Genomic DNA, 24,990 nt, shown 5'->3' with positions numbered 1-24,990 from the left:
CTTAATAGATCACTTGAAAGGGGACCGCCGTGCCCTGGTTCGACCTCTCCGAGCGGGAGCTCGCGCTCTACCGGACCGCGACTGCCGAGCCGGACAACCTCGACCTCTGGTGGAAGTCGCGGCTGGAGGAGGCGCGCGCCGGCGCACTGCCTCCGGTGCTCACGCCGTACGGGGCCGACGCGTACGGGCCGCTGGCCGTCTGGGACGTCGAGTTCTCCGGCTACGGCGGCGACCGGGTGCGCGGGTGGTACATCCGCCCGGCCGGTTCCGGCGTGGAGCCGCTGCCGACCGTCGTCTGCTTCATCGGCTACGGCGGCGGGCGGGGGCTCCCGTCGGAGCACACGTTGCTGCCGGCCGCCGGGTACGCGGTGTTCGTGATGGACACCCGCGGGCAGGGCGGGCGGTGGACGGTGGGCGCCACCCCGGATTCCGGGTTCGCGGGCCCCGAGTACCCCGGCGTGATGACGCGGGGCATCGCGTCTTCTGAAACGTATTACGTGACCCGCCTGATGGTGGACGCGGCTCGCGCCGTGGAAGTGGCCGTCGCGCTGGACGGCGTGGACGGGACCAGGGTCGCCGTCTCCGGCGGCAGCCAGGGCGGCGGGCTGGCGCTGGCCGCCGCCGCGCTGAACGGCGAGGCCGTGAAGGTGTGCCACGCCGACGTGCCGTTCCTGTGCGACTTCCAGCGGGCGATCACGATCACAGACGCTGAGCCGTACGCGGAGATCTCCCAGTTCCTGGCGCAGCACGTGGACCTGATCCCGGCGGCCCTCGACACCCTGCGGTACGTGGACGGCGCGTTGCTGTCCCGCCGGATTACCGCGACGTCGCTGCTGAGCGTCGGCCTGATGGACGAGGTCTGCCCACCGTCCACTGTGTACGCGGCCTACAACGAGATCACCGCGCCGAAGGAGATGGTGGTGTTCCCGTTCACCGGCCACACCACACCGCGCGTGCACGACGAGCGCAAGCTCCGCCACCTGCGCGCCCACCTCTGATCCCGGTTCACCGGAAGTCGGCGGTCGAGGAGCGCGCGTCGGAGGCGCGAGCGAGCCGCTCTCCGGCACAGAGGTGCGCACCGCGTTTGGCGGGGCGTGAGGGGACCACCGCCATAGCCCCCTCACGCCCCTGCCCGGTCAATGGACTCGGCGGCTCTCCAGGCGCCCCGGGTAGCTCGACCCGGGGCCTCCCGTGTCCATGACCAGCTCGTGGGTCACCACCGTGGGGCGACCCGTGGGGATCGGTCAGCCACCTCGTCGCGACGTGACGCTCACGGGGGTCACCAGCACGCGGTCGTAGCCGACGACCCGGGTCTCACCGGTCAGCTGGACGGACTGCTGCCAGCGGATGTCCGTGCTGGAGCAGCCGACCTGGAGCACGATCTCGCCCGTCTCGACCACGCGCTTGCCGTCGCGCCCGGTGAACGAGGTGCGGTCGGCGTGCAGCCGGAACGCCACCTCGGCGGACTCACCCGGCTCCAGCTCGACCCGCGCGAAGCCGACGAGCTGGCGGACGGGCCGCGTCACGCTGGCGACCGGGTCGTTCAGGTAGAGCTGGACGACCTCGGCGCCGGCCCGGTCACCGGTGTTGCGCACCACGCACGACACCTCGACCTCGCCGTCGGACGGGAACTGCTCGCCCGCGCTGAAGTCGGACAGCTCGAACGTCGTGTAGGACAGGCCGTGCCCGAACGGGAACGCGGGCGACGGGTCGACCGAGCTGACCCCGCCTGGACCGCCGAGCGGCGGGTGCAGGTAGGTGGTCGGCTGGCCGCCGGAACCGCGCGGCACCTGCACGGGCAGCTTGCCGGACGGGTTGACGCGTCCGCTGAGCACGCCGGCGACCGCGCCCGCGCCCTCCTCGCCGGGGAAGAACGCCTGCACCACGGCGGCGAGCCGCGCGTCCGACCCGGCAGCCGGCTGGTACGGGCCGAGCGCGTAGGGACGGCCGCTCAGCAGCACCAGCACGACCGGCACGTCCAGCGCCAGCAACGCTTCCAGCAGGTCGCCCTGCACACCCGGCAGGCACAGGTCCTCGGCGTCGCAGCCCTCGCCGGAGGTGCCGCGGCCGAACAGCCCGGCCCGGTCGCCCAGCACGGCCAGCACCACGTCGGCGTCCCGCGCCACGGCCACCGCGTCCTCGATACCGGACCGGTCGTCGCCGTCGACCTCGCAGCCCTTGGCGTTGGTGACGGTCGCGGCCGGGAACTCCGCCAGCACGGCCTGCACCATCGTGTCCATCTCGACGCCCAGCGGCACCTCGGGGTGTTGCACGCCCACGTGGTTCGGGAACGCGTAGCAGCCCATCAGCGCCAGCAGGTCGTCGGCGCACGGCCCGACCACGGCGAGCTTCCCCGCACCGACGGTGGACGGGTCGATCGGCAGCACGCCGGCGGCGTTGTCCAGCAGCACCACGGAACGCTCGGCCATCGTGCGGGCCAGGTCGCGCAGCGCCGGCGGGTCCAGGTCGACCGGCTCGTCGCGCAGCACGGCGGGCGACTCGGGCGCCCAGCCCTCGTCCAGCAGGCCCAGTTCGCACTTCTGCGTCAGCACGCGGACGACCGCGCGGTCCACCAGCCCCTCGTCCACCTGGCCGGACCGCACCAGTTCCGCGAGCGGTTCGCCGTAGCAGCGCACGCTGGGCAGCTCCACGTCCACACCGGCGGCCAGCGCCAGCGCGGCGGCCTCACCCGGTGAGCCCGCGATAGCGTGCGAGGTCTCCAGGAACGACACCCCGAAGTAGTCCGCGACCACCACGCCCTCGAAGCCCCACTGGTCGCGCAGCAGATCGGTGAGCAGTGACGCGTCGGAGGCCGGCGGCACGCCGTCCACCTCGGCGTAGGAGTGCATGACCGACCGGGCGCCGCCCAGGCGCAGTGCCATCTCGAACGGCGGCAGCACCACGTCGGCGAACTCGCGCGGACCCATGTGCACCGGCGCGTGGTTGCGCCCGCCGCGCGAGGCCGAGTAGCCCGCGAAGTGCTTCAGGGTGGCGACGATCCCGCTGGACTCCAGGCCCTTGGTGTACGCCGCACCGAGGAGGCCGACGAGGTACGGATCCTCGCCGATGGTCTCCTCGGTGCGCCCCCACCGCGGGTCGCGCGACACGTCCAACACCGGCGCCAATCCCTGGTGGACGCCGACGTCGCGCATCACGAGACCGACCTCGCGTGCCATCCGCTCGACCGTCACCGGGTCGAACGACGCGCCCCACGCGAGGGGGATGGGAAAGACGGTGGCCTGCCAGGCGGTGAAGCCGGCCAGGCACTCCTCGTGCGCCATGGCGGGGATGCCGAAGCGGGTGTTGCCGACCAGCTTGCGCTGCGTCTCGGCCAGCACCTTCGCGCCGACCAGCGGGTCGATCGGCCCGGTGCCGAACACGCGGGTCAGCTGGCCGAGGCCCGGCTTCGTCAACTCGTCCCACGGCGGCAGCGGCTCGGCGAACTCGTGCTGCGCCGGAGCGACCTCCTGGTCGGTCTCCGACACACCCACCCACACCCCGACCAGCTGGGCCAGCTTCTCCTCCAGGGTCAGCTCGGCCAGCAAGGCGGCGACCCGCTCACCGGTCGGCTTTCCGGGATCGGCCCAGACGTTCAGCACGGCGGCTCCTTCGTTGACGATCGGACGACGAGTTCGGTGGCCAGTTCCACCCGCTCGGTCTCCACGGGACGACCCGCGATGAGGTCGGCGAGCATGCGGCCCGCGTGGCGGCCCATCTCGGTGAGCGGCTGGCGCACGGTGGTGAGGGCGGGCGACGACCAGACCGCGACCGGCAGGTCGTCGAACCCGACCACGCTCAGGTCGTGCGGCACGGAGAGCCCGATGATCCGGGCCGCCTCGATCACGCCCAGCGCCTGCTCGTCGTTGCCCGCGAAGATCGCCGTCGGCCGGTCCGGCAGCGCCAGCAGCTCGGCCGCGCGGCGGAACCCGCCCTCGTGCTTGAAGTCCCCGTGCTTGACCAGCTCGGGGTTGAACGCGATGCCCGCCCGGTCCAGCGCGGCGCGGTAGCCGTCGACCCGCGCGCGGCTGCACAGCATCCCGGCCGGTCCGCCGATGACGCCGACCCGGCGGTGGCCCAGGCGGAGGAGGTGCTCGGTGGCGGCCAGGCCGCCGGCCCAGTTGGTCGCGCCGACGCTCGGCACGTTCGGCTGCGGCAGGTCCACCGGGTCGATGACCACGACGGGGATGCGGGAGTTGGCCAGCACCCGGCGGTCGGCGGCGGTCAGCTGGGAGGTGACCAGCAGCGCGCCCGCGCGCCGTGCCTCCACCAGCGACGCCGCCCACGAGGTGTGCTGACGGGGTTTGTCGGTGGACGAGACCACGACGTGCAGCCCGGTGTCGACGACACCGCGGATGATCTCCACCGCCCAGGGGCTGTCGAGAGCCGTGAACACGAGGTCCACGAGCAGGTGCCCGGAGGCCCGACGGGACCCCACCGGCACGTAGTCGTACTCGGCGAGCAACTGCCGCACACGAGCCCTTGTCTCCGCGCCGACGTCGTCCTTCCCGTTCAGGACTTTGGACACCGTCGGGAGGGACACCCCCGCTGCTGCGGCAATCGTGGCCAACGTGGCTCGACGCATGGGCCGATAGTATCGAAACTCGATCGAAACACAAGAGTGACCTCTTGACGTGCAGAAACGTCACCGAGACGCGCTTTTGGGTGATGCTTGACACCGCTTGGACACGGGCCTAAGGTCTGCGCAAGTCGTGGATGTTTCGAAATGTTTCGATGCCACGAATCAATTCCGCAGCGTGGCAGAAGGGTGGCGGTCGCATGTCCCGCCGTTCATGGGTGCGTCCCCTCATCGCGATGGGGCTCGTCGCCGTGACAGCAGTGGTGTCCGCGTGTGGTACGTCCGGTCCGGGCGAGACCAGCGGTGGAGCCCTGAAGATCTGGGCCCTCGAGGACCCGGTCCTCAACAAGATCGAGCAGAAGTCGATCGACTCGTTCAAGGCCGACGGCGGCGACGCCACCCTTGAGACGTTCGGCAACGACCCCTACAAGCAGCGGCTCCGGGTGGCCATCGGCTCGCCCCAGGCCCCCGACCTGTTCTTCAACTGGGGCGGTGGCAACCTCAAGGAGTACGTCGACGCCGGCAAGGTCGCCGACCTGACCGCCGTGCTGGACGAGAACAAGGCCGTCAAGGAGAAGTTCATCCCCAGCGTCCTCGACGGCGCGAAGCTCGACGGCAAGAACTACGGCGTCCCCATGCGGGGTATGCAGCCGGTGCTGTTGTTCTTCAACAAGACGGTCTTCACCGAAGCGGGCGTGCAGCCGCCGAAGACGTGGGACGACCTGCTGTCGCTGGTGGACACGTTCAAGGCGAAGGGCATCACGCCCATCGCCCTGGCCGGCACCCAGGCGTGGACCGAGCTGATGTGGGCCGAGTACGTGCTCGACCGCTTCGCGGGCCACGAGGTGTTCAAGAACATCCGGGACAACGGCCCCGAGGGCTGGAAGGACCCGGCCGTGGTCGGGGCCATGACCAAGCTCAAGGAGCTCATCGACCGCGGTGGCTTCGGTGACGCGTTCGCGTCCGTGGGCTACGACGCCGGTGGTGCGTCGACGATCCTCGCCCAGGGCAAGGCCGCGATGCACCTCATGGGTTCGTGGGAGTACACCAACCAGCTGGACCAGAGCCCCGACTTCGTCAAGCAGGGCAACCTGGGCTGGATCGAGTTCCCGTCGATCGCCGGTGGCAAGGGCGACCCGTCCAACCTGGTCGGCAACGTGAGCAACTTCTACTCCGCCACGGCGGACTCGAAGAACCTGGACGCGGCGAAGAAGTTCGTCACGACCACGCTCCACGAGGACTCCTACATCGAGGCCCTGATCGAGGCCGGTGACGTCCCGCCGGTGGTGGGCGCCGAGGAGAAGCTGAAGAAGTCCGCGCACCCCGAGTACGCGACCTTCATCTACGAGATGGTGCTGGACTCGAAGAACTTCCAGCTGTCCTGGGACCAGGACCTGCCGGCCGACAAGGCCACTTACATGCTGACCCAGCTCCAGGAGTTCTTCCTGGGCAAGGTCTCGCCGCAGCAGTTCGTCGACGCGGTGGCCGCGCGCTGATGTCGTCCCAGCGGCCTTCGGCCTGGTATGCCGTGCCGGCGTTCGCGTTCTTCGCCCTGTTCGCCGCGTTGCCCATGATCCTGGTGATCTACCTGAGCTTCACCGCTTGGGACGGTCTGGGCACGCCGCAGTTCAACGGTGGCGAGAACTGGTCCCGGTTGCTCGACGACTCCGAGGCTCGCGCCTCGGTGTGGCGGACCCTGTTGCTGATGGTCATGTCGTGGCTCGTCCAGACCCCGATCGCGTTGCTGGTCGGGGTCTGGGCGGCCGGCAAGCAGCGTTCGAGGGCAGTGCTCAGCTCGATCTTCTTCCTCCCGCTGCTGCTGTCCACGGCCGCCATCGCCCTGCTGTGGCAGGCGCTGCTCGAGCCGAACTTCGGCGCGTTCGTCGGTGGCCCGCTGTTCCTGGGCGACCCGGACATCGCGCTCTACACGGTGGTGCTCGTGATCTCCTGGCAGTTCATCCCGTTCCACACCCTGCTCTACCAAGGTGCGGCGCGGGCGGTGCCGCCGTCGCTGTACGAGGCGGCGACCATCGACGGGGCCTCCCGGGTGAGCAAGTTCCGGCACATCACGTTGCCGCAGTTGCGGTACACGATCGTCACGTCGTCGGTCCTGATGCTGGTCGGCTCGCTGACCACGTTCGACACCGTGCTGATCCTGACCGGCGGCGGGCCGGGCACCGCGACCCGCATCCTGCCCCTGCACATGTACATCACCGGCTTCAGCGGGTTCGAGATGGGCTACGCGAGCGCGATCGCGGTCGTGCTGGTCGTGCTCGGCACGGCGCTGTCGGTCGCGGTCATGCGCTGGAGCGGGTTCCGCGCGATGAGCAGCCAGCAGGAGGGGTCGTGAAGTCTCGTCCCAACTGGCCCGCCGGGCTGTTCGCCCTGGCGTGGCTGGCCTTCATCCTCGGGCCGCTGATCTACCTGGTCACCGTGTCCCTGCGCACCCGGGCCGAGTACCTCGGCAAGAGCGCGTGGGAGATGCCGGAAGCGCTGACGCTCGACAACTACGTCACCGTGCTGACCGGCGGGTTCGGTCAGTACCTGCTGAACAACGTGATCGTGACGGTCGCGACGGTGGGCATCGTGGTGCTCGTCGCGGTGCCGGCCGCCTACGCGGTGGTCCGGAACACCGGTCCGTTCGTCCAGCGCGGGTTCACCCTGATCCTCATGGGTCTGGCGATCCCCGCGCAGGCCACGATCATCCCGGTGTACCTGATGATCACCCGGATGCAGCTGTACGACACGCTCACCGCGATCATCCTGCCGACGGCGGCGTTCGCGCTGCCGGTGGCCATGCTGGTGCTGACCAACAGCCTGCGCGACGTGCCGCGCGAGCTGTACGAGGCGCAGGCCATCGACGGCGCCGGCCCGATGCGCGTGCTGGTGTCGCTGGTCCTGCCGCTGGCGCGGCCGGCGATCATGACCGTGGTCGTCTACACCTCGCTCAGCGCGTGGAACGGGTTCCTCTTCCCCCTGGTGCTCACCCAGTCCAAGTCGTCGCGGGTGCTCACCCTCGGGTTGTGGGACTTCCAGAGCCAGTTCGGCACGAACGTGCCGGCACTGCTGGCGGCGGTGACGCTGTCCGTGCTCCCGATCTTCGCGGTGTACCTCATCGGACGTCGGTTCCTGCTCAGCGGTCTGACGGCCGGTTTCGGCAAGTAGCGATTCCTCCCCACCAGGCTCGGGTCCGCGCTTCTCCCAGCGGGCCCGAGCCCTCTACTTTCCGATAACCTGTGACGTGCGCAGCGTCTCAATCAGTGGACGTCGACAGTTTCGATCTATACTTCGATTGTTTCGAACGCGTTACCGGGCTGTCGAGTGACCAACAACCCACCAGCCCTGCCCCGCGTCAGGCGGCCGGAACTGGGCAGGGCTGTCGTAGACTGCCCTCATGCCGACCAAAGCCGACCCGTCACCCTCGGATGGCACCGCCTCAGGTAAGATCACCATCGCCGCCATCGCGGCCGAGGCAGGGGTTTCGGTTCCGACTGTTTCGAAGGTCATGAACGGTCGCGCGGACGTCGCTCCGCACACCCGCGAACGGGTCGAAGCGATCATCAGACGGCACGGTTACCAACGGCGTGCGGACGAACGGTCGAAGCGGTCCAACCTGGTGGAACTGATGTTCCACGAGCTGGAGAGCGCCTGGGCGCTGGAGATCATCCGCGGCGCCGAGCAGGTCGCCGCCGAGCAGGGTCTGGCGCTGGTGCTGTCGGAGTCGCAGGGTCGGCTCACCCCCGGTCACGGCTGGCTCGAAGGCGTCATCGCGCGCAAGCCGCTGGCCGTGATCTCCGTCTTCTCCGACCTCACGTCCTCGCAGCTGGCGAAGCTCCGCGCGCGGGACATCCCGGTCGTCGTGGTCGACCCGATCGGCGAACCGCAGCTGGAGACGCCGTCCATAGGAGCCACCAACTGGAACGGCGGCCTGACGGCCACCCGGCACCTGATCGAACTGGGCCACCGCCGCATCGCCATGATCGGCGGTCCCGAGCGGGTGCTGTGCAGCCGTGCCCGAGTGGACGGCTACCGGGCCGCACTGGAGACGGCGGGCTTGGACTACGACACGGCCCTGGTGCGCTACGGCGACTTCCACGTGGAGTCCGGCCGCGCCCAGTTCGCCCCGCTGCTCGACCTCGCCGACCCGCCCACCGCCGTGTTCGCCGGCTCGGACCTCCAGGCCCTCGGCGTCTACGAGGCGGCACGCGCGGCCGGCCTGCGCATCCCGGAGGACCTCAGCGTCGTCGGCTTCGACGACCTCCCGGTGGCGCAATGGGTGGGCCCGCCGCTGACCACGGTCCGGCAGCCGCTGCAGGACATGGCCGCGGCGGGCACCCGTCTCGCCATCACGCTGGCACGTGGTGAAGAGCCCGAACACCGCCGAATCGAGCTTGCCACCACGCTGGTGGTGCGACAGAGCACCGCCGCGCCGCGCTGACGAGCCGCCTAGTGGTGGTGACCGCCTGGCTTCTGCGCGTAGATGCACCCCTCCGCCTCTGCGGGCACGGTGTGTCCCACTTCGTCGCCAGGCAGCACCGGAGTGCAACGCAGGTCGTGCAGTCCCAGCAGCTCCAAGCCGAGCGTGCCGCTCAGCGCGAAGCCGTTGCCGAAGCCGAAGTCCGGGTTGTCCGAGACCTCGCCGCTGGTGAGCGCCGCCTGCCACGCGCGCTGGAAGTCCGCCAGCTTCTCGCGCTGGAACACCACCAGCCCGAGCCGTTCGTACGGACCCGCCTTGCACGTCGCCCACTCCGCCACGTACGGCGCGTAGAGCTTCGCGCGGAGCGGACCGACGAACTCGGCGAACTCCTCCATCGTCCGCGGCGCGACCTCACCGCACTGCCCCGTCTTCTCCCGCACCCACTCGCCCACCTCGGACGCGGTGGCGAGGGGCGGGCCCAGCGCGTTGGCCGCCAGGCCGGTGGAGCCGGTCGCCGAGGAACAGGCGACCGACCCCACCAGGAGCGCGACCAGGGCCGCGCACCGGCCGAACATCAGGCCGTGGCGCACGAAGCGCCGTTGAGGGCGAACGACGCCGGGTTCGTCGGCGTCCCCTGCGCCGAACCGTTGAACCCGAAGCTCACCGTCTGGCCCGGCTGGATGTTCTGGTTCCAGCTGGCGCCCTTCGCGGTGGCCTTGCCCGCCGCCACCGTGACGTCCGCCGACCAGGACTGGGTGATGCCCTGACCCGAGGGGAGGTCCCAGACCAGCTGCCACGCGTTGACCGCGCTCGTGCCCGTGTTCTTCACCGACACGTTCGCGGTGAAGCCGCCGGACCACGAGCTGGGCACGCTGTACGTCACCGAGCACGCGCCGGGCGTCGTGCCGCCACCGGAGGTGGTCGTCACCGACACCACCGCGGACGGCGGCGAGGTGTTGCCCGCCGCGTCCCGCGCCACCACGTAGAACTGGTACGCGGTGCTCGCGGTGAGGCCCGTGACGGTGGCCGAGGTGCCCGTGGAGGTGGCGACCGGCACGTCGGTGGCGCCCGCCTCGCGGAACACGGTGTAGCCGCTCACGGCCACGTTGTCCGTCGCCGCCGGCCAGCTCAACGCCACCGAGGTGGACGAGGCCGTGGCGGTGGGCGTGCCCGGCGCCGTCGGGGCCACCGTGTCACCGCCGCCGCTGCCGCCCGTGAAGATCACGTCCGAGCAGCTGTAGAACGCCTCGGGGCTGTCGTTGCGCTGCCAGATCGAGTAGATGATGTGGCGGCCGGACTTGTTGGGCAGGGTGCCGTTCCACGAGTACTCGCCGCTGCCCAGCGGCGGGTTGGTGATGCTGTCGAACGGCACGGGCTCCAGGTCGGACCACTTCAACGGCTGCGTGACGTCGAAGCCGTCCCGGGTGACGTACTGGTCCCAGCGCCCGGGGTGGGGCGCCCAGGCGTTGTACTTGAAGTTGATCGACGCGCCCGCCCGCAGGGTGGTCACCGGCCAGTCGTTGCGGGCCAGGTTGTACGCGTCGTACTTGGTGGTGGGACCGCAGAGGTCGCCGTCCGCGATGATCTCGCGGTGCTTGCCCGCGGCCTGGCTGATGAGGTTGCCGTACCAGTCCCACAGCGGCTGCTTCCCGCCGATCTGCACCGCGGCGACGCACGCCGGGTTCGTCGGGTTCAGGTCGCCACCGCCGCCGCCGATCCTGCCGTCTTCGTAGCAGGCGTAGGTGCGGCTCGGGGGGTAGGTCATCGAACCGTGCGCCACCGCTACGCCGCTCTGGACGAACACGGTGGTCACACCGACGATACCGAGCGCGGCCACGGCCAACGCCCCTAAGCGCTTGAGTCGCAAGGACATCTCCTTCAGATCGACGGTGATCTGTGAACAATCAGACTGGGAGCGCTCCCAGAATTACGATCGCACTACCGGTGACCGCACGTCAACGATCTGTTTCAACTGGTTGCCGCCGGGTACCGCTCGACCATGCGGATCGCGGTGGTCGGTCAGATAGCCCGTGACCTGGTGCTGACGGTGTCCGAAGTGCCCGGATCGGGCGCCTCGGCGGAGGTCCTGGAACGCCGCGAAATGCTCGGCGGGAAGGGCGCCAACATCGCCCGCGACGCACGGCAGCTCGGTGCGACGGCCGCGGTGGTGGGGGTCGTCGGGGACGACAGGGAAGGCCGTCTGCTGGTCGAGCGACTGGGTGCGGACGGCGTAGCGACGGCGGCGGTGGTGCGGCGGGAGGCGACCCGGACGGCGTTGATCGTGGACGTCGTGTGCGGCGGCGAGTACCGGTACCTGCAGGACATCCCGCACCGGACGCTGGTGACACCCGAGGACGTGCGTGCCGCGTCGCCGATGCTGGCCGGGGCGGACGCCGTGGTCGTCCAGCTGGAGCAACCGTCCAACGCAGCACTGGCCGCCGTCCGCGCCGCCGGCGGGCTGGTCGTGCTGGACGGCGCGCCGGACGGCCACCAGGCCGAACTGCTCGCCGCCGCCGACGTCGTGCGTGCCGACCACCGCGAGGCGGAGGCGTTGGCAGGACGGCGGATCAGCGGTGCGGACGCGACCGTGGAGGCGGGCCGCGAACTGCTGGCGCGAGGTCCGTCGGTGGTGGCGTTGGAGGTGCCCGGCGAGGCCAACGTCGTGGCGTGGGGCGACGATGCCGCGGTGGTCCCCCTGACCGGGGAGGAGGTCGTCGACACGACGGGCGGCGGTGACGCCTTCGTCGCCGCGTTGACCATGGCGCTGCTGCGCGGCGACGCCCCCGACGTCGCGGCCCGGTTCGCCACCGCCGCCGCCGGACGCGCAGTCCGCCACCCCGGTGGGCGGACCGACCTCACCGGACTCGCCTGACCCTGCGGTGCGCTGGACGGACCATTGCGCCATAAGGGTCCATTGGGCCGTTCAGCCGATCGCACGGTGTCATCGTCGCGGCCGATCGGCGGCTGGAGTGGGGAAACGGGACCCCTGATGGACGAGTGCACGTCGGTTCCGTAACCTGTCCGAGATCTGAGCGGGTATAACCCGTTCGGGGCACCCCACCCCGGCTCAAGGAGGACCGCGCGACCGTGGCGTCGAACCCTGCTCTGCGCACCGTCCGTGCCGCCCTGACGGCCACCGCCGTCACCGCGCTCGTCGGCGCCACCGTGCCGTTCCACCACGCCGCGGCCGACCCGGCGCTGCCGCCCAACGCCTCCGACGCGTTGAAGAAGTACAACGAGCTCTCCATGCAGGCCGAGGCGCTGAACGAGGAGCACCTGCGCGCGCAGGAGGCACTCGCCAACGCGCAGGGCGCGCTCGACCATGCCAACCGCGACCTCACCACCGCCGAGCAGGCGCAGGAAGCGCTGCGCGGCCAGGTCGACCTCCTCACCGAGGCGTCGTTCGAGGGCGCCCGGTTCAACCAGCTCTCGGCGCTCCTGGTCAGCGACTCGCAGCAGGACTTCCTGAACCGCATGAGCGCGCTCGGCGTCCTCGCCGGCGGCAACGCGGAGGCGTTGCAGGGCCTGTCCGACGCGGTGGACCTGGCGAACGACGCGGCCCACCGCGCCACCGAGGCGGCCGGCGCGGCGAACCAGGCCATCGTCGACATCGACCAGCGCAAGGTCGAACTGGACGGCCAGATCACCGAGGCCCGCAACGCCTACCGCGCCCTGAGCGCGGCCGAGCGGGCGGCGTTGAACACGGCCGGCGACATGAGCGCCATCCCGGTGCCCGCGGGCCAGGCCGGGCAGGCGCTGGCGTTCGCGCTCGGCCAGCGCGGCAAGCCGTACGTGTACGGCTCGAACGGCCCGAACTCGTGGGACTGCTCCAGCCTGATGCAGGCGGCGTACCGCTCGGCGGGCATCACCATCCCCCGCACCACCTACGGCCAGGCGACGATCGGGCGGTCGGTGTCGCGCAACGACGTGCGGGCCGGCGACCTGGTCATCTACTACTCCGGCCAGACCCACGTGTCGATGGCGATCGACGGCATCCGCGCCGTGCACGCGTCCACCGAGGGCGTGCCGGTGAAGGTCCAGGACATCGACTCCATCGGTCCGATCAGCGTCATCCGGCGCGTGGTCGGCTGATTTCCGGGTACTCCCCCGCCACACCGCAGGTGACGGAGGGAGACACATGCCGGACGTGGTCGATCTGATCATGCAGGACCACCGCGAGGTGGAGCGGCTGTTCGACGAGCTGGAGCGCCACCCGGAGAAGCGCCCGCTGCTCGTGCCCGTGCTGACCGCCGTGCTCACCGCGCACAGCCGCGCCGAGGAGGCCGAGGTCTACCCGGTCGCCAAGGACGAGGCGGGCGAGACCGAGGAGGTCGCGCACAGCCAGGAGGAGCACGCCCAGGCCGAACAGCTGCTGCTGCGACTGGCGCAGGCGGACCCGACGTCGTCGGCGTTCGACGAGGTGCTGCGCGAGCTGGTCGAGGCGGTGACGCACCACGTCGAGGAAGAGGAGTCGACGGTGCTGCCGGGCATGCGCGAGCGGTTGGACGATGAGCGGCGCGAGGAGCTGGGGCGCGCGTTCGCGGAGAGCCGGGCACGCCACCTGGGCGACCGGCCGGGTGAGGAGAGCCGCGAGGAACTGCTCGCGCAAGCCCGCAACGCCGGCCTGACCGGTGCGTCCGGCATGAGCAAGGAACAGCTGGTGAAGGAGTTGCACCCGTCCTGACGGGCGCACCGAGTTCCCCTGGGCCTAGGCTGGGCGCGGTTGAGCAGCCAGCCGCATCCTGCCGACCGCACCCAGGGGTGGACATGGACGATTTCACCGACGCCGTCGCGCTCAGCACGCGCGACGTGACAATGGGCGTGGCGGTCGTCGGCGTCGCCGGCGAACTCGACATGGCGACGGTCCCGGTGGTCGAGGAGTTCGTCCACCGCCGGCTCGCCCACGGGGTCGGCACGCTGGTCCTCGACCTGACCGGCGTCACATTCCTTGGCTCGACCGGCATCAACCTGCTGATCAACCTGGACGCGGCGTGCGCGGCGTCGGGCACGAAGCTGCGGCTGGTGGCGACCACCCAGGTGGTGCTCCGCCCGCTGGAGGTCACCGAGATGACCGGCCACTTCACCATCGTGGGAGCGGTGGACGAGGCGGGCTGAGCGGCGGGGTCAGTCGCTCTGCTCCATGACGAGGATCACGCCGTTCGGCTCGCCCGCGTTGGACCGCAGCGAGCTGCACACCACGCGCACGACCACGTCACGCCCCTTCCGGTTGATCGCGCCGACCTTCACCTCGGTGAGGTACGACGCGTCACCCAGCGCCTGCCGCACCACCGGCCGCAGCTCCGCGAGCGGCAGGCCGATGTCGAGGTTGAGCAGGTGCTCGCCCTCGGCCTCGTCCCGGCGCACGCCCCACAGCTCCTCCGCGCCGCGGTTCCACGCGATGACCCGCATCCCCGGGTCGAGCACGATCACTCCGGCGCGCAGCGAGGTGAGGATCGACTCCAGGAAGTCGTTCACCTGGTCGAGTTCACGGGTGCGGTCGCGGAGCGTGTCGTTGATCGTCTGGAGTTCGTCGTTGGTCGACTGCAACTCCTCGTTCATCGTCTCCAGTTCCTCGTTGGTGGACTGGAGTTCCTCGTTCGTGGTCTCCAGCTCCTCCACCGTGGACTGGAGCTCCTCGTTCGTGGTCTCCAGCTCCTCGTTGGTGGACTGGAGCTCCTCGTAGGCCGTTTCCAGCTGCTGGTTGGCGAACTCGAGGTCGTCGAACAGCCGCCGGGTGGCGGTCACGTCGTGGAACACGATCGAGATGCCGATGACCACGCCGTCCGGGCCGAACAACGGGTTGAGGTTCACCTCCAGCCACAGGTGCTCACCGCCCGGCCGCTGCCACAAGACGTCCTTGACGTGCAGCGCTCTCCGCTCACCGCGGACCTGCTGGACGTGGCCGCGCAGCTCCGCCGGCCGGTAGGACAGGTCGAGGTCGCGCAGCGGGCGGCCGACGTCCTGACCGCTCAGCCCGAACAGCGACTCGGCCTCCTGGTTGGCCAGCACCAGCACGTCGTCGCTGTCGACCACGACCTGGGCGACCGGGCCCGCCGCGAAGGCGTGCTCGCGCAACTGGTCCAGCCCACCCACGTCGATCCGGCGGTCCTGCACGAACGCGTGCCTGACGAAGTTCGGCACGCCACTCGCGGCGCCGTCGGTCTTGCGGAAGATCCGCCGCTTGAGGTCGATCGGGTCGAACAGGCGGCCGTGGGCGAGCAGCATCTCCGCCTTGCCGAGGAACAGCACGCCGCGCGGGACCAGCGCGAAGTGGAACCGGCCGAGGATCCTGGTCTGGGCCTCCTGGTTGAAGTACATCAGGGTGTTCCGGCACACCAGCAGGTCGATCCGGGAGATCGGCGCGTCCTGCACCAGGTCGTTGCGGCCGAAGATCACCGTGCGGCGGAGGTCCTTGCGGAACGCGAAGCGCCCTTGGTGCGGGTCGAAGTACTTCGCCAGCAGCTCCGGCGGCACGCCCTCCAGCTCGCGCTCGGTGTAGACCGCCTGCCTGGCGTGGGCCAGCGCCTCGCCGTCCACGTCGGTGGCGTAGATCTTGACCTGGCGGCGGAACCGCTCGGGGCCGAGGACCTCGGCCAGCACCATGGCGAGGGTGTACGCCTCCTCCCCCGACGCGCACCCGGCGCTCCACACCCGGATCGGCTCGTCCGGACCGCGTTCGGCCAGCGCGGACACCACGTGGTCACGCAGGTGGTCCCAGGCCTCGGGGTCGCGGAAGAAGCCGGTGACGTTGATCAGGATGGTGTTGAACAGCGCGTTGAACTCGTCCGCGTCGACCTGGAGGTGGTCTACGTAGTCGGCGTGGCCCTCGATGCCGACCTGGCTCATGCGGTGGTGGACGCGGCGCATGAGGCTGGTGCGCTTGTAACCGGTGAAGTCGAAGCCGCGAGCCTCCTTGAGGTAGCGCAGCACCTCTTCGAAGTCCTCGTCCGGCGCCTGGCGATCGCTCACGTCACCGAACGCTACTCGGGCGGGCCGGGGTCGCCGGATGTCCCGGGGGTCACTTGGCGATGACGGCCCAGACGACCTTGCCGCCGAGCGGCCACGGCGAGCAGCCCCACACCCGGCTGAGGGAGCCGACGATCGAGATGCCCCGGCCCCCCGGCCGCAGCGCGTCCGCCTTCGACTCCTCGGGCCGCGCCGCGCTCTCGTCACGGACTGCGACGGTCAGCCGGCCACCGCGCAGCTCCAGCCGCAGCACCGGCTCGGACCGGCCGTGGCGGACGGCGTTCTCCACCAGCTCCGTCGCCACCGTCACCGCGTTCCCGGTGAAGTGGTCGACCAGCCAGCGGTCGCACGCCTCGCGCACGAAGTTCCGGGCCAGCAGCCCGGCGACCAGCGTCTCGGGCAACCTGATCTCGTCACGCCTGCGCTCGGGCGGCTGTCCGACGGCGTCCAGGGCGGCGTCCAGCGCGGTGAACCTCGGCACCAGGGTGCCCGCGCCGCCGTTGTCGAGCGCCTCGCGGTGCGGGGGCGACTCCCCGACCAGCATGACCGGCACACCCGGCCACTCGGACACGCGCATCCACACCGTGGCGAAGACCGACATGAACGCGGGCGTCGCGCACTCGAACCCGTCGTCGAGCCGCACGATGACGGCCTTCGGCTCGTCCGCCGCGCACTTGAGCAGGCCGTCGCGCAACTGGCGGTAGGTGGTCAGGTCCAGCAGTCCCACCGGGCGCACCACAGCGACGCCGTCCACGTCCGTGCGGTGGAGTGCGAACGCGGTCACGTGACGGGCTCCTCTCCGACCTCGTCGGCCCGGTTGGTGAACGTGCCGGACAGCAGGTGCCGGCGCAGCACCTCGGCGGCGTGGGTGGCCTCCTCCTCGGTTCGCTCGAAGCGGCGGACCAGCAGGTCCGCGCCCCTGGCCGAGGCGTCACCGCGCATGCGGCGAGCCAGACCGGCCTTCTCCTCCAACGTGCGCAGCGCCGTCCACACCGCCTTCTCCAGCGCCGCGCCCTGCGCCTGGAGCAACGCCTCGGCGGTCCAGGCGTGGCCGACCTGGCAGCGGAACCGCTTCGGCACGCCGTCCGGTTCGGCCAGGGTCAGTTCGACCAGGTTGCCGTCGCAGTCGGGACAGCTGAAGTTCGACGGCCTGCCCAAGGGGATCACCTCGTCGGAGTGCACTCCGCCGGTGGTGGCGGCGATCGCGGACTCGCGGCGGGCCAGGTCCGATGGCGCACGGACCTCGTCGACCCGCAGCCCGACGCAGTCCCGCAACAGCGCCCCCATCTTCGCGGACGGCATCACGTGGTCGACGTCCAAGTGCCGCAGCACGCTGGTGGGCATCCCGGCGTAGAGGGCGTCTTCCGGGTCCTGCACGACGGTGAGTCCGCCGCGACCGGCGATGGTGAGCATGCCGGCGGTGCCGTCGTCCAGCGCGCCGGACAGCACCACGCCGATCACACCGGCGCCGCGCGAGGTGGCGGCGGAGCGGAACAGCGCGTCGACGGCCGGGCGGTGGCCGTTCTCGGTCGGGCCGTGCGAGAGGTGCGCCACGCCGTCCACCACGATCAGGTGGTGGTCGGGCGGCGCGACGTGCACCCAGCCCCGGCGCAGCTCCATGCCGTCGGACGCCGTGACCGCCGGCAGTGGGCCGCTGCGGTTGAGGATCCCGGCGAGCGCGCTCGTGCCGCCTGCCGGCAGGTGCAGGACCACCGCGATGACGGCGTCCAGATCAGCGGGCAGGCCGGCGACGAACGCGCGTAGCGCTTCGACACCTCCGGCGGATGCGCCGACGACGATCAGGTCTCTCGTTGGCATCAGGTCACCCGATCGGTGGATACCCGAGCTGCGTGAGCTTTTACTCCTCGTGACGGCCAGAGCATCGGACCGTAGTGTGAGCGCTACTCACCGGTCTGCGGGGCGGCGGGAGCGACGTGCTGTCGAGCGCCTAGCGGGCGGAGGAGCCGACCTTGGCCTTCGGGGTCCACTGGGTGTAGCCGGCGCGCTTCGCCTCGGCGACGGAGCGGAACGTGACATCGCCCTTCATCCGCTTGTAGTACGGCGAGTCGGGGGTGTGGAAGATCATCGACTTGGAGTTCGCCTTGACCTCGACCTCCACCTCGTCCGCCGACGCGATCTCGGGCTCCTGGACGGCTGCCGACTCGGGGGCCGCTTCCGGCTCCTGGACGACCTCGGGCTGCACCACGGGCTCCGGCTCCACGACGGGCTCGGGCTCCACGACGGGCTCGGGCTGCACAACAGCCTCGGCCTCGGGAGCGGCCTCGGCCTGCACAACGGGCTCGGTGACCGAGTCGGTGGCGACCACGGCGGCGGGTTCCGCCGGGGTGGTGTCCTCGGTGACGACTGCCGCCGGGGTGGCCTCTGCCGGGGTGGCTTGAGGCGCGGACGGCTGCTCCGGGAGCACGACTGCGGCGGGAGCCGACTTGGTGTCGGCAGCGGGCTTGATGTCGACGGCAGCGTCCGCGTCAGCCACAGGCTCGATGTCAGCCGCAGGCTTGGGCTCGACCACGGGCTTGGTGTCAGCCGCGGGCCTGGGCTCGTCCGCGGGCTTGGGGTCGACCGCCGGTTCCGCGTCGGGTGCCGGGTCGGCGGCCGTTGCCTGCCCGGTGTCGGCTGCCGGCCGGTCGGCACGGGCGCGCAGCTCGCGCATGGTGGCGTTGTTGCGCAGCCGGGTGAACGCCGCGCCGGCCAGGAATGCCACCGCGCACAGGACGAGAGTGATCAACCAGGACACTGCAAACTCCTATACGGCCACTGCGAGCGGAACAGGACGCCGACTGGCGCATGCCGACGAGCCGCGCGCGACCCATCGGCCGAATGTTCACCGTGTCGGGGACCACAGACTAGGCACGCGTCACGCGGCGTGCGGCAGCACCCCCTGCCTGCACCCGCACCGGCTGCACACCGGGTGCGCGGGCAGTCGCACGTCCACGAGCAGCTTGCGGGCGTCGTCGAACGTCGGCACCCGTTGCCCCGGAACCAGAAGGCCGTCCAGCACCTCCTGCCGCCGCCGGGCCAACTCGCGCGCCCGCTGCACCGGATCCTTCAGCCTCGCCCGCACCCGCTCGCGCGACTGCTCGCGGGCCAGCGACCCGGCGGCGCTCAACGGCCGCGCCGGACGTGGCTGGGTCAGCCGGACGTTGCGCCGGTTGACCCGCCACCACGCGCCCAGCGCCATGCCCGCCACCGGGGGGCGCGCTCGGTGCGCGCCCCCCTGCCACCACGAGCGCAGTCGCGCACGGAGGAAGTCGTGCGCTACCTGGTCGCGGCTTCTCGGGCTGCCCTGCCTGGTGCCGTCCGGCCTGCGGTCGACCGCCGCGAGCAGGGCATCGACGCTCCACCCCTCGCCGAACCACGGCTCGACGACGCGGCGCACGGCGGCGCGGTTGGCGTCGGGCCAGGTGGCGCGGAGGCAGAACGCCTCGACCGCCGTGTCGATCTCGGCGTCGGTCTCGGGGATGACACGGCCGGGCCACTGACGGGGATCAAGTCGAACTCGCATCTCATGGCTCCCTTCGAACGCGTACCGAACATCCGTTCGAGATAGTGCCACCGACCACCGACAATTCCGGAGCTACAGATTTGCCTTATATAAGAGCGGTTTTAAAGATGCAGGTCACGGGCGCGTCCGAGAGGGCGCGGCATGGCTGGACGCCGTCCGCCACAGCTCGGCGAGTCCGGCCGCTCAACCCGTGCGGGGGCTGGTCGTGACGGGCGCGTGGTCCGGTGCGACCGCGACACCGGCCGCGACACCCGTTGAGGTGAAACCGAGGGCGGCGGTCTTGATGACGGCGATGCCGCGAACCCACGTGTTCATGCCGCCCACGTCGACTTCCCCGGATGTGCGGCGGGTCCGGCGGGTGTTCGGATCACGCGAAGATCCCAGGACTGCCCGTTTCACCTCCAGGCCGAGTGGCAACCCTCTGCCGCATGACCGACACCTTGTGGGACGAGTTCCACCGCGTGGTGAACATGACCTCGCACGAGCTGGAGGACTGGCTGCGCACCCGCTCGGCGGACGAGGACACCGAAGCCCTGCCCGACCAGGCGGGGACACCGACCGGACAGGACGTGCTGCGGGTGCTGCGCAAGCGGCGCACCGACCTGACCACCGAGGACGTCAAGGTGATGCGCAGGGTCGTGGAGCGGGTGCACGAGCAGCGGCGCGACGACCTGGAGCCGACGGCGGGCGAGGCGCACTGGAGGCACCGGCTGATGTCGATCGGCCACGACCCGCTCAAGCCCGCCTGAGCGCCGTCCCCGCGCTCGGACCCGGCTGATCGGCCCTCACCGACGGGCGGCGCCGACCTTCTCGGCGTCCCCCAGCTTCACGCCGCCCTCGGGGACCAGGCCGAACTGCACGACCTGGCGGCGGACGAGGAGTTCGGTGAGCCAGTCCACGGCCACCCGCAACCGGTTGCCGGGCATGGCCAGCAGGTGGTAGCCGCGGGCCACCGCCTTCGCGGGCAGCCCGGTGAGCGGCACGTGCAGGGGGTTCGCGACGGCCTGCGCGCCGGCCAGGTCCACCACGAAGCCGAGGTCGCGGTGCCGGTACGTCGCCACGGTGCCGTGGCCGAGGGAGGCCGCGACGTTCCGGGCGGCGAGCTTGCCCTGGCGCTGCGCGTGCTGCGCGGTCATCGGCGTCGGCTCGCCGTCGTTGAACACGTCCGGCACGGCGGCGATGTCACCCGCCGCGAACACGTGCGGGTGGGTCGGCACGGCCAGCGTCGGGTCGACCGCCACCCGGCCCTTCACGGTGGCCAGCGACATGGCCTCCACCAACGGGTCCGGCCGCACGCCCACGCACCACACCAGGGTCTTCGTCGGGATCTCCGAGCCGTCGGTCAACCGGGCGCAGTTGGCGGTGACGGCCTCCACGCTCGTCTCCAGCCGCACGTCCACGCCCCGCGACCGCAGCACTCGCGCGGCGGGCCCGGACAGCCGCTCGTCCAGTCCCGGCAGGATCCTCGGCGCCATGTCCACCAGCACCCACTTCACCTGGGACTCGGTCAACCCGCTGCGTCCGCGCAACGCCGACCGGGTGAGCTGCTGGCCCTGCGCCACCAGCTCGGTGCCCGTGTACCCGGCGCCGACCACCACGAACGTCGCCCGCGCCGCCCGTTCCGCCGGGTCGGTGGCCTGCTCTGCCAGCTCGACCTGCCGCAGCACGTGATCGCGGAGGAACACCGCCTCGGCGACCGACTTGAACCCGTACGCGTGCTCGGCGACGCCCGGGATCGACATCAACCGGGTGACCGAGCCCGCCGTCAACACGATCCGGTCCCACTCCAGGACTTGTTCGTGCCCTTCGACGTCCACCACGGTGCACGTCCGCTCGGCCAGGTCCAGCCCGGTCGCGCGCGCCTGCACCAGCCGGGTGCGCGGCAGCTTGGACCGCAACGGCACGGCCACCCGGCGCGGGTCGAGCGACCCGCCCGCGACCTCGGGCAGCAGCGGCACGTAGAGCATGTAGTCGGTGGGGTTGACCGCAACCAGGTCGGCGGCGTCGGCGGGCAGCACGCGTTCCAGCGCGCGCAGGCAGTGGTAGCCCGCGAAGCCCGTTCCGACGACCAGCACGCGCGGCTTGCCCATGGTCCGATCCCTCCCGACGAGGCGTCCGTTCCGCTGGCGGGTACCCCGGACCCGGAACGGGTAGACACGGTCCATGGCACTGGGACTGCCCGACTCGATCACCGTCTGCCTCTTCGACCTGGACGGCGTGCTGACCAGCACGGCCGTGCTGCACCGCCGCGCCTGGCGGCGCACCTTCGACGACTTCCTGCGCCCGCGCGACCAACCGCCGTTCGCCGAGGCCGACTACATCCGGTACGTGGACGGCCGCCCGCGCTACGACGGGGTGCGCACGTTCCTGGTCTCGCGCGGCATCGCGCTGCCCGAGGGCCGGCCCGACGACCCTCCCGACCGGGACACCGTGCACGGGTTGGGCAACCGCAAGAACGACCTACTGGAGGCGATCATCCGACACGAAGGCGTGACGCCGTACGCGGGCACGGTGCCCTACCTGCGCGCGGTGGAGGAAGCGGGACTCGGCATCGGGGTGGTGACGTCGTCGGCGAACGCCCGGAAGGTGCTCGACGCGGCCGGTCTCACCCCGTTCGTGCAAGCGTTGGTGGACGGCGTGGTCATCAGCCGGGACGGGCTCAAGGGCAAGCCCGCGCCGGACTCGTTCCTCGCGGCCGCGCAGCTGCTCGGCGTGACGCCGGACCACGCCGCCGTGTTCGAGGACGCGCTGTCCGGCGTGGAAGCGGGCCGTGCGGGCGGGTTCAGGCACGTCGTCGGCGTGGACCGGACCGGTCAGCGCGCGGCCTTGGAGGCGCACGGCGCGGACGTCGTGGTCGAAGACCTGGCGGACCTGCTGTGACGGGCTGGGTCACCGATCCCTGGATGGTGCGGTGGAGCGGTCTCGCGGTGGACCAGCTGCGCCGCACCGAATCGATCTTCGCGTTGTCCAACGGCCACATCGGCCTGCGCGGCACGCTGGACGAGGGCGAGCCGCGCGGCCTGCCCGGCACCTACCTGAACGGCTTCTACGAGGAGCACGCGCTGCCGTACGGCGAGTCCGGCTACGGCTACCCCGAGGCCGGGGAGACCGTCGTCAACGTCACGGACGGCAAGGTGATCCGGCTGCTGGTGGAGGACGAGCCGCTGGACATGCGCTACGGCCGGGCCCACGTGCACCGGCGGGAACTGGACTTCCGCTCGGGCACGCTGCGCCGGCACACCGAGTGGGAGTCGCCGACCGGCCGCCGGGTGACCGTGCGCACCGAACGGCTGGTGTCGCTGACCCAGCGCGCCGTCGCGGCGATCTACTACGAGGTCGAGCCGAGCGAGGACCTCCAGCTGGTGGTGCAGTCCGACCTGCTGGCCAACGAACCCGTCGAGCACGACAGCGACGACCCGCGGGTGGCCGCCGCGCTGGACGAGCCGCTGGTGGCGGAGTTCGCGCACGTCGAGGGCTACCAGGCCGTCCTGGCGCACCGGGCGCGCAACTCCGGGCTGCGGATGGCCGCCGCGATGGACCACGAGCTGGACGTCGAGGACGGCCTGCGCACCGAGATCCGCGCCGAAGGCGACCTGGCCCGGTTCACCGCCGCCGTGGACGTGCCCGCGGGGCGGAAGCTGCGGCTGGTGAAGTACCTGGGCTACGGCTGGTCCGCGCAGCGGTCGATCCCGGCGCTGCGGGCCCAGGTCGAGGCGGCGCTGGCGGGCGCGCGGCAGACCGGGTGGGAGGGTCTGCTGGCGGAGCAGCGGCAGTTCCTGGACGACTTCTGGGAGGTCGCCGACATCGAGCTGCACGGCGACGACGAGCTCCAGCAGGCGCTGCGGTTCGCGCTGTTCCACATCATGCAGGCCGCGGTGCGCGGTGAGACGCGGGCGATCCCCGGCAAGGGGCTGACCGGGCCGGGCTACGACGGGCACGCGTTCTGGGACACCGAGATGTTCGTGCTGCCCGTGCTGGCGTACACCGTGCCGGAGGCGGCGCGGGACGCGTTGCGGTGGCGGCACTCGACGCTGCCCAAGGCGCGGGAGCGGGCCGAGGTGCTCGGTCAGCGCGGCGCGGCGTTCCCGTGGCGGTCGATCAGCGGCGCGGAGTGCTCGGCGTACTGGCCCGCGAGCACGGCGGCGTTCCACGTCTCCGGCGACGTCTCGCACGCCGTGGCGCAGTACGTGAACGCGACCGGCGACCTGGCGTTCGAGCGCGAGTGCGGCGCGGAGATCCTGGTGGAGACCGCGCGGCTGTGGACGTCGCTGGGGCACCACGACCAGCACGGCGGGTTCCGCATCGACGGGGTGACCGGGCCGGACGAGTACTCGGCGGTGGTCGACAACAACGTCTACACCAACCTCGTCGCGCAGAAGAACCTGCGCTGCGCGGCGGACGCGTGCGAACGGCACCCCGACGTGGCCGGGGACCTGGAGGTCACCGCCGAGGAGGTCGACGGGTGGCGGAAGGCGGCCGACGGGATGCTGATCCCGTTCGACCGGCTCCTGGGCGTGCACCAGCAGAACGAGGGGTTCACCTCGCACGCGGAGTGGGAGTTCGACGGCACCGACCCGGACGAGTACCCCCTGCTGCTCAACCGGCCCTACTTCGACCTGTACCGCAAGCAGGTGGTCAAGCAGGCCGACCTGGTGCTGGCCATGCACGTGCGCGGCGATGCGTTCACGCCGCTGCAGAAGGCGCGGAACTTCGCGTACTACGAGGCCCGCACGGTGCGCGACTCGTCCCTGTCGGCCGGGACGCAGGCGGTGCTGGCCGCCGAGGTCGGCGCGTTGCGGCTGGCCTACGACTACCTGGCCGAGGCGGCGTTCACCGACCTGCACGACCTGCACCGCAACGTCCACAACGGACTGCACATGGCGTCGCTGGCCGGGGCGTGGGTCGGCCTGGTGGCCGGGTTCGGCGGGATGCGGGACCACGACGGTGAGTTGACCTTCGCGCCGCGCCTGCCGCCGGGGCTGAGCCGGATGACGTTCCGGATGTCGTTCCGGGGCACCCGCTTCGCGGTGGAGGTCGAACCGGACTCGGTCACCTACCGGATCGTCGCGGGCGACGCGCTGCGCACCTGCCACCACGGCGTCCCGGTGCTGGTGGAACCGGGTGCGCCGGTCACCCTGTCCACACCGGACCCGCCCGAGCCACCCGTCCTGCGCCAGCCGCCGTCCCGCGCGCCCGCACGGCGGGTGCCACCGGGTGACGAGGGCGTGCACGACCGTTCCGGGTCACACCGGAACGAGGGGATGGTCCTGAAAGGAGATTCGAGGGGATGAGGCGCCCGGCCGGGTTCCAGGGGGGATTGGATCCCGGCCGGGACTGTCAGGCGACCATTGGGGGGTGGTGGCCGCCTAAGCCCTCATCGTGGGGTTGAGTACCCGTGTTACCGGGTTCCAACCGCGGGGTCGGACAGCCGATGCGTGATCTACGTCATCACGGCCGGCGCGGCGGTCGGGGCAGGTCGTCCACAGAGGCCCACGAGTCGAAACGATC

Annotated in this window: 23 protein-coding genes; 12 read left to right on the top strand and 11 right to left on the bottom strand. The window is 71.2% G+C overall.

Features of this window, described 5'->3' with window-relative positions; all coding sequences use genetic code 11:
- Nucleotides 1-29 precede the first annotated feature (29 nt).
- On the top strand, nt 30-998 hold the full coding sequence (locus tag ACRAKI_RS11525; RefSeq protein ID WP_447007051.1) for an acetylxylan esterase: 969 nt from the start codon (nt 30-32) through the stop codon (nt 996-998).
- 246 nt (nt 999-1,244) lie between these two features.
- On the opposite strand, the gene ACRAKI_RS11520 is transcribed toward ACRAKI_RS11525, so the two are convergent.
- Nucleotides 1,245-3,599 (bottom strand): beta-xylosidase/alpha-l-arabinosidase, encoded by a 2,355-nt coding sequence (locus ACRAKI_RS11520; protein ID WP_447007050.1) that lies wholly within the window; start codon nt 3,597-3,599, stop codon nt 1,245-1,247.
- Nucleotides 3,593-4,582, bottom strand: coding sequence for a LacI family DNA-binding transcriptional regulator (locus ACRAKI_RS11515; protein WP_447007049.1), 990 nt, complete (start codon nt 4,580-4,582; stop codon nt 3,593-3,595). Before ACRAKI_RS11515 ends, ACRAKI_RS11520 begins: the two co-directional genes overlap by 7 nt.
- Before the next feature lie 194 nt (nt 4,583-4,776).
- Between ACRAKI_RS11515 and ACRAKI_RS11510 the strand changes: the two genes are divergently transcribed.
- From ACRAKI_RS11510 to ACRAKI_RS11495, 4 genes are all read left to right on the top strand, one after another.
- Nucleotides 4,777-6,072 carry an extracellular solute-binding protein gene (locus tag ACRAKI_RS11510; RefSeq protein WP_447007048.1) on the top strand — a complete coding sequence of 432 codons (1,296 nt, stop codon included), beginning with the start codon at nt 4,777-4,779 and terminating at the stop codon, nt 6,070-6,072.
- Nucleotides 6,072-6,926, top strand: a complete 855-nt coding sequence (locus ACRAKI_RS11505) for a carbohydrate ABC transporter permease (RefSeq protein ID WP_447007047.1) — start codon at nt 6,072-6,074, stop codon at nt 6,924-6,926. The genes ACRAKI_RS11510 and ACRAKI_RS11505 overlap by 1 nt, the downstream gene beginning before the upstream one ends.
- Nucleotides 6,923-7,741 (top strand): carbohydrate ABC transporter permease, encoded by an 819-nt coding sequence (locus tag ACRAKI_RS11500; protein ID WP_447007046.1) that lies wholly within the window; start codon nt 6,923-6,925, stop codon nt 7,739-7,741. The genes ACRAKI_RS11505 and ACRAKI_RS11500 overlap by 4 nt, the downstream gene beginning before the upstream one ends.
- Before the next feature lie 229 nt (nt 7,742-7,970).
- Nucleotides 7,971-9,014 (top strand): LacI family DNA-binding transcriptional regulator, encoded by a 1,044-nt coding sequence (locus ACRAKI_RS11495; RefSeq protein WP_447007045.1) that lies wholly within the window; start codon nt 7,971-7,973, stop codon nt 9,012-9,014.
- Nucleotides 9,015-9,022: 8 nt separating this feature from the next.
- On the opposite strand, the gene ACRAKI_RS11490 is transcribed toward ACRAKI_RS11495, so the two are convergent.
- Together ACRAKI_RS11490 and ACRAKI_RS11485 are read right to left on the bottom strand one after the other, a co-directional pair.
- The gene (locus tag ACRAKI_RS11490; protein WP_447007044.1) at nt 9,023-9,583 is read right to left on the bottom strand and encodes a hypothetical protein; all 561 of its coding nucleotides are present in this window, start codon (nt 9,581-9,583) and stop codon (nt 9,023-9,025) included.
- Nucleotides 9,568-10,866 carry a lytic polysaccharide monooxygenase gene (locus ACRAKI_RS11485; protein ID WP_447007043.1) on the bottom strand — a complete coding sequence of 433 codons (1,299 nt, stop codon included), beginning with the start codon at nt 10,864-10,866 and terminating at the stop codon, nt 9,568-9,570. Before ACRAKI_RS11485 ends, ACRAKI_RS11490 begins: the two co-directional genes overlap by 16 nt.
- Nucleotides 10,867-10,992: 126 nt before the next feature.
- Between ACRAKI_RS11485 and ACRAKI_RS11480 the strand changes: the two genes are divergently transcribed.
- From ACRAKI_RS11480 to ACRAKI_RS11465, 4 genes are all read left to right on the top strand, one after another.
- Entirely contained in the window at nt 10,993-11,865 is an 873-nt protein-coding gene (locus ACRAKI_RS11480; protein ID WP_447007042.1) for a PfkB family carbohydrate kinase, read from the top strand.
- A gap of 215 nt (nt 11,866-12,080) precedes the next feature.
- Complete coding sequence (locus ACRAKI_RS11475; protein WP_447007041.1) at nt 12,081-13,085, top strand: NlpC/P60 family protein; 1,005 nt, start codon at nt 12,081-12,083, stop codon at nt 13,083-13,085.
- Between the two features lie 46 nt (nt 13,086-13,131).
- Nucleotides 13,132-13,677, top strand: coding sequence for a hemerythrin domain-containing protein (locus ACRAKI_RS11470; RefSeq protein WP_447007040.1), 546 nt, complete (start codon nt 13,132-13,134; stop codon nt 13,675-13,677).
- An 83-nt stretch (nt 13,678-13,760) separates the two neighbouring features.
- Nucleotides 13,761-14,108, top strand: a complete 348-nt coding sequence (locus tag ACRAKI_RS11465) for an STAS domain-containing protein (protein WP_447007039.1) — start codon at nt 13,761-13,763, stop codon at nt 14,106-14,108.
- 9 nt (nt 14,109-14,117) lie between these two features.
- Here ACRAKI_RS11465 and ACRAKI_RS11460 read toward each other — a convergent pair whose 3' ends face one another.
- The 6 genes from ACRAKI_RS11460 to ACRAKI_RS11435 all read right to left on the bottom strand — a co-directional run bounded on the left by ACRAKI_RS11460 (nt 14,118) and on the right by ACRAKI_RS11435 (nt 19,797).
- On the bottom strand, nt 14,118-15,962 hold the full coding sequence (locus ACRAKI_RS11460; protein WP_447007038.1) for a CheR family methyltransferase: 1,845 nt from the start codon (nt 15,960-15,962) through the stop codon (nt 14,118-14,120).
- Between the two features lie 49 nt (nt 15,963-16,011).
- Nucleotides 16,012-16,743 (bottom strand): ATP-binding protein, encoded by a 732-nt coding sequence (locus ACRAKI_RS11455; RefSeq protein ID WP_447007037.1) that lies wholly within the window; start codon nt 16,741-16,743, stop codon nt 16,012-16,014.
- A complete protein-coding gene (locus ACRAKI_RS11450) occupies nt 16,740-17,777 on the bottom strand; it encodes a chemotaxis protein CheB (RefSeq protein ID WP_447007036.1) in 1,038 nt (345 codons plus the stop codon). The genes ACRAKI_RS11455 and ACRAKI_RS11450 overlap by 4 nt, the downstream gene beginning before the upstream one ends.
- Before the next feature lie 130 nt (nt 17,778-17,907).
- Entirely contained in the window at nt 17,908-18,705 is a 798-nt protein-coding gene (locus ACRAKI_RS11445) for a sunset domain-containing protein (RefSeq protein ID WP_447007035.1), read from the bottom strand.
- Nucleotides 18,706-18,834: 129 nt separating this feature from the next.
- Nucleotides 18,835-19,482, bottom strand: coding sequence for a hypothetical protein (locus ACRAKI_RS11440; RefSeq protein ID WP_447007034.1), 648 nt, complete (start codon nt 19,480-19,482; stop codon nt 18,835-18,837).
- 183 nt (nt 19,483-19,665) lie between these two features.
- Nucleotides 19,666-19,797, bottom strand: coding sequence for a hypothetical protein (locus ACRAKI_RS11435; RefSeq protein WP_447007033.1), 132 nt, complete (start codon nt 19,795-19,797; stop codon nt 19,666-19,668).
- Nucleotides 19,798-19,910: 113 nt separating this feature from the next.
- Between ACRAKI_RS11435 and ACRAKI_RS11430 the strand changes: the two genes are divergently transcribed.
- Complete coding sequence (locus tag ACRAKI_RS11430; RefSeq protein WP_447007032.1) at nt 19,911-20,231, top strand: DUF3140 domain-containing protein; 321 nt, start codon at nt 19,911-19,913, stop codon at nt 20,229-20,231.
- A 36-nt stretch (nt 20,232-20,267) separates the two neighbouring features.
- Here ACRAKI_RS11430 and ACRAKI_RS11425 read toward each other — a convergent pair whose 3' ends face one another.
- Nucleotides 20,268-21,572: an NAD(P)/FAD-dependent oxidoreductase gene (locus tag ACRAKI_RS11425; RefSeq protein ID WP_447007031.1), complete on the bottom strand. Its 1,305-nt coding sequence runs from the start codon at nt 21,570-21,572 to the stop codon at nt 20,268-20,270.
- A gap of 73 nt (nt 21,573-21,645) precedes the next feature.
- Here ACRAKI_RS11425 and ACRAKI_RS11420 point away from each other — a divergent pair, with 73 nt between their 5' ends.
- Both ACRAKI_RS11420 and ACRAKI_RS11415 read left to right on the top strand, forming a co-directional pair.
- Nucleotides 21,646-22,362, top strand: a complete 717-nt coding sequence (locus ACRAKI_RS11420) for a beta-phosphoglucomutase family hydrolase (RefSeq protein WP_447007030.1) — start codon at nt 21,646-21,648, stop codon at nt 22,360-22,362.
- A 23-nt stretch (nt 22,363-22,385) separates the two neighbouring features.
- Entirely contained in the window at nt 22,386-24,773 is a 2,388-nt protein-coding gene (locus ACRAKI_RS11415) for a glycoside hydrolase family 65 protein (RefSeq protein ID WP_447008391.1), read from the top strand.
- Nucleotides 24,774-24,990: the final 217 nt, after the last annotated feature.

Source organism: Saccharothrix isguenensis, from assembly GCF_052936305.1.
Note: the sequence above shows the minus strand (reverse complement) of the source record. Positions and strands in the feature narration are given on the sequence as shown.

Coding starts and splice junctions, on each gene's coding strand:
- ACRAKI_RS11515 (WP_447007049.1), bottom strand. CDS start 4,582: ATGCGTCGAGCCACGTTGGCCACGATTGCCGCAGCAGCGGGGGTGTCC.
- ACRAKI_RS11510 (WP_447007048.1), top strand. CDS start 4,777: ATGTCCCGCCGTTCATGGGTGCGTCCCCTCATCGCGATGGGGCTCGTC.
- ACRAKI_RS11505 (WP_447007047.1), top strand. CDS start 6,072: ATGTCGTCCCAGCGGCCTTCGGCCTGGTATGCCGTGCCGGCGTTCGCG.
- ACRAKI_RS11495 (WP_447007045.1), top strand. CDS start 7,971: ATGCCGACCAAAGCCGACCCGTCACCCTCGGATGGCACCGCCTCAGGT.
- ACRAKI_RS11485 (WP_447007043.1), bottom strand. CDS start 10,866: ATGTCCTTGCGACTCAAGCGCTTAGGGGCGTTGGCCGTGGCCGCGCTC.
- ACRAKI_RS11480 (WP_447007042.1), top strand. CDS start 10,993: ATGCGGATCGCGGTGGTCGGTCAGATAGCCCGTGACCTGGTGCTGACG.
- ACRAKI_RS11470 (WP_447007040.1), top strand. CDS start 13,132: ATGCCGGACGTGGTCGATCTGATCATGCAGGACCACCGCGAGGTGGAG.
- ACRAKI_RS11465 (WP_447007039.1), top strand. CDS start 13,761: ATGGACGATTTCACCGACGCCGTCGCGCTCAGCACGCGCGACGTGACA.
- ACRAKI_RS11450 (WP_447007036.1), bottom strand. CDS start 17,777: ATGCCAACGAGAGACCTGATCGTCGTCGGCGCATCCGCCGGAGGTGTC.
- ACRAKI_RS11440 (WP_447007034.1), bottom strand. CDS start 19,482: ATGCGAGTTCGACTTGATCCCCGTCAGTGGCCCGGCCGTGTCATCCCC.
- ACRAKI_RS11435 (WP_447007033.1), bottom strand. CDS start 19,797: ATGAACACGTGGGTTCGCGGCATCGCCGTCATCAAGACCGCCGCCCTC.
- ACRAKI_RS11430 (WP_447007032.1), top strand. CDS start 19,911: ATGACCGACACCTTGTGGGACGAGTTCCACCGCGTGGTGAACATGACC.
- ACRAKI_RS11425 (WP_447007031.1), bottom strand. CDS start 21,572: ATGGGCAAGCCGCGCGTGCTGGTCGTCGGAACGGGCTTCGCGGGCTAC.
- ACRAKI_RS11420 (WP_447007030.1), top strand. CDS start 21,646: ATGGCACTGGGACTGCCCGACTCGATCACCGTCTGCCTCTTCGACCTG.
- ACRAKI_RS11415 (WP_447008391.1), top strand. CDS start 22,386: ATGGTGCGGTGGAGCGGTCTCGCGGTGGACCAGCTGCGCCGCACCGAA.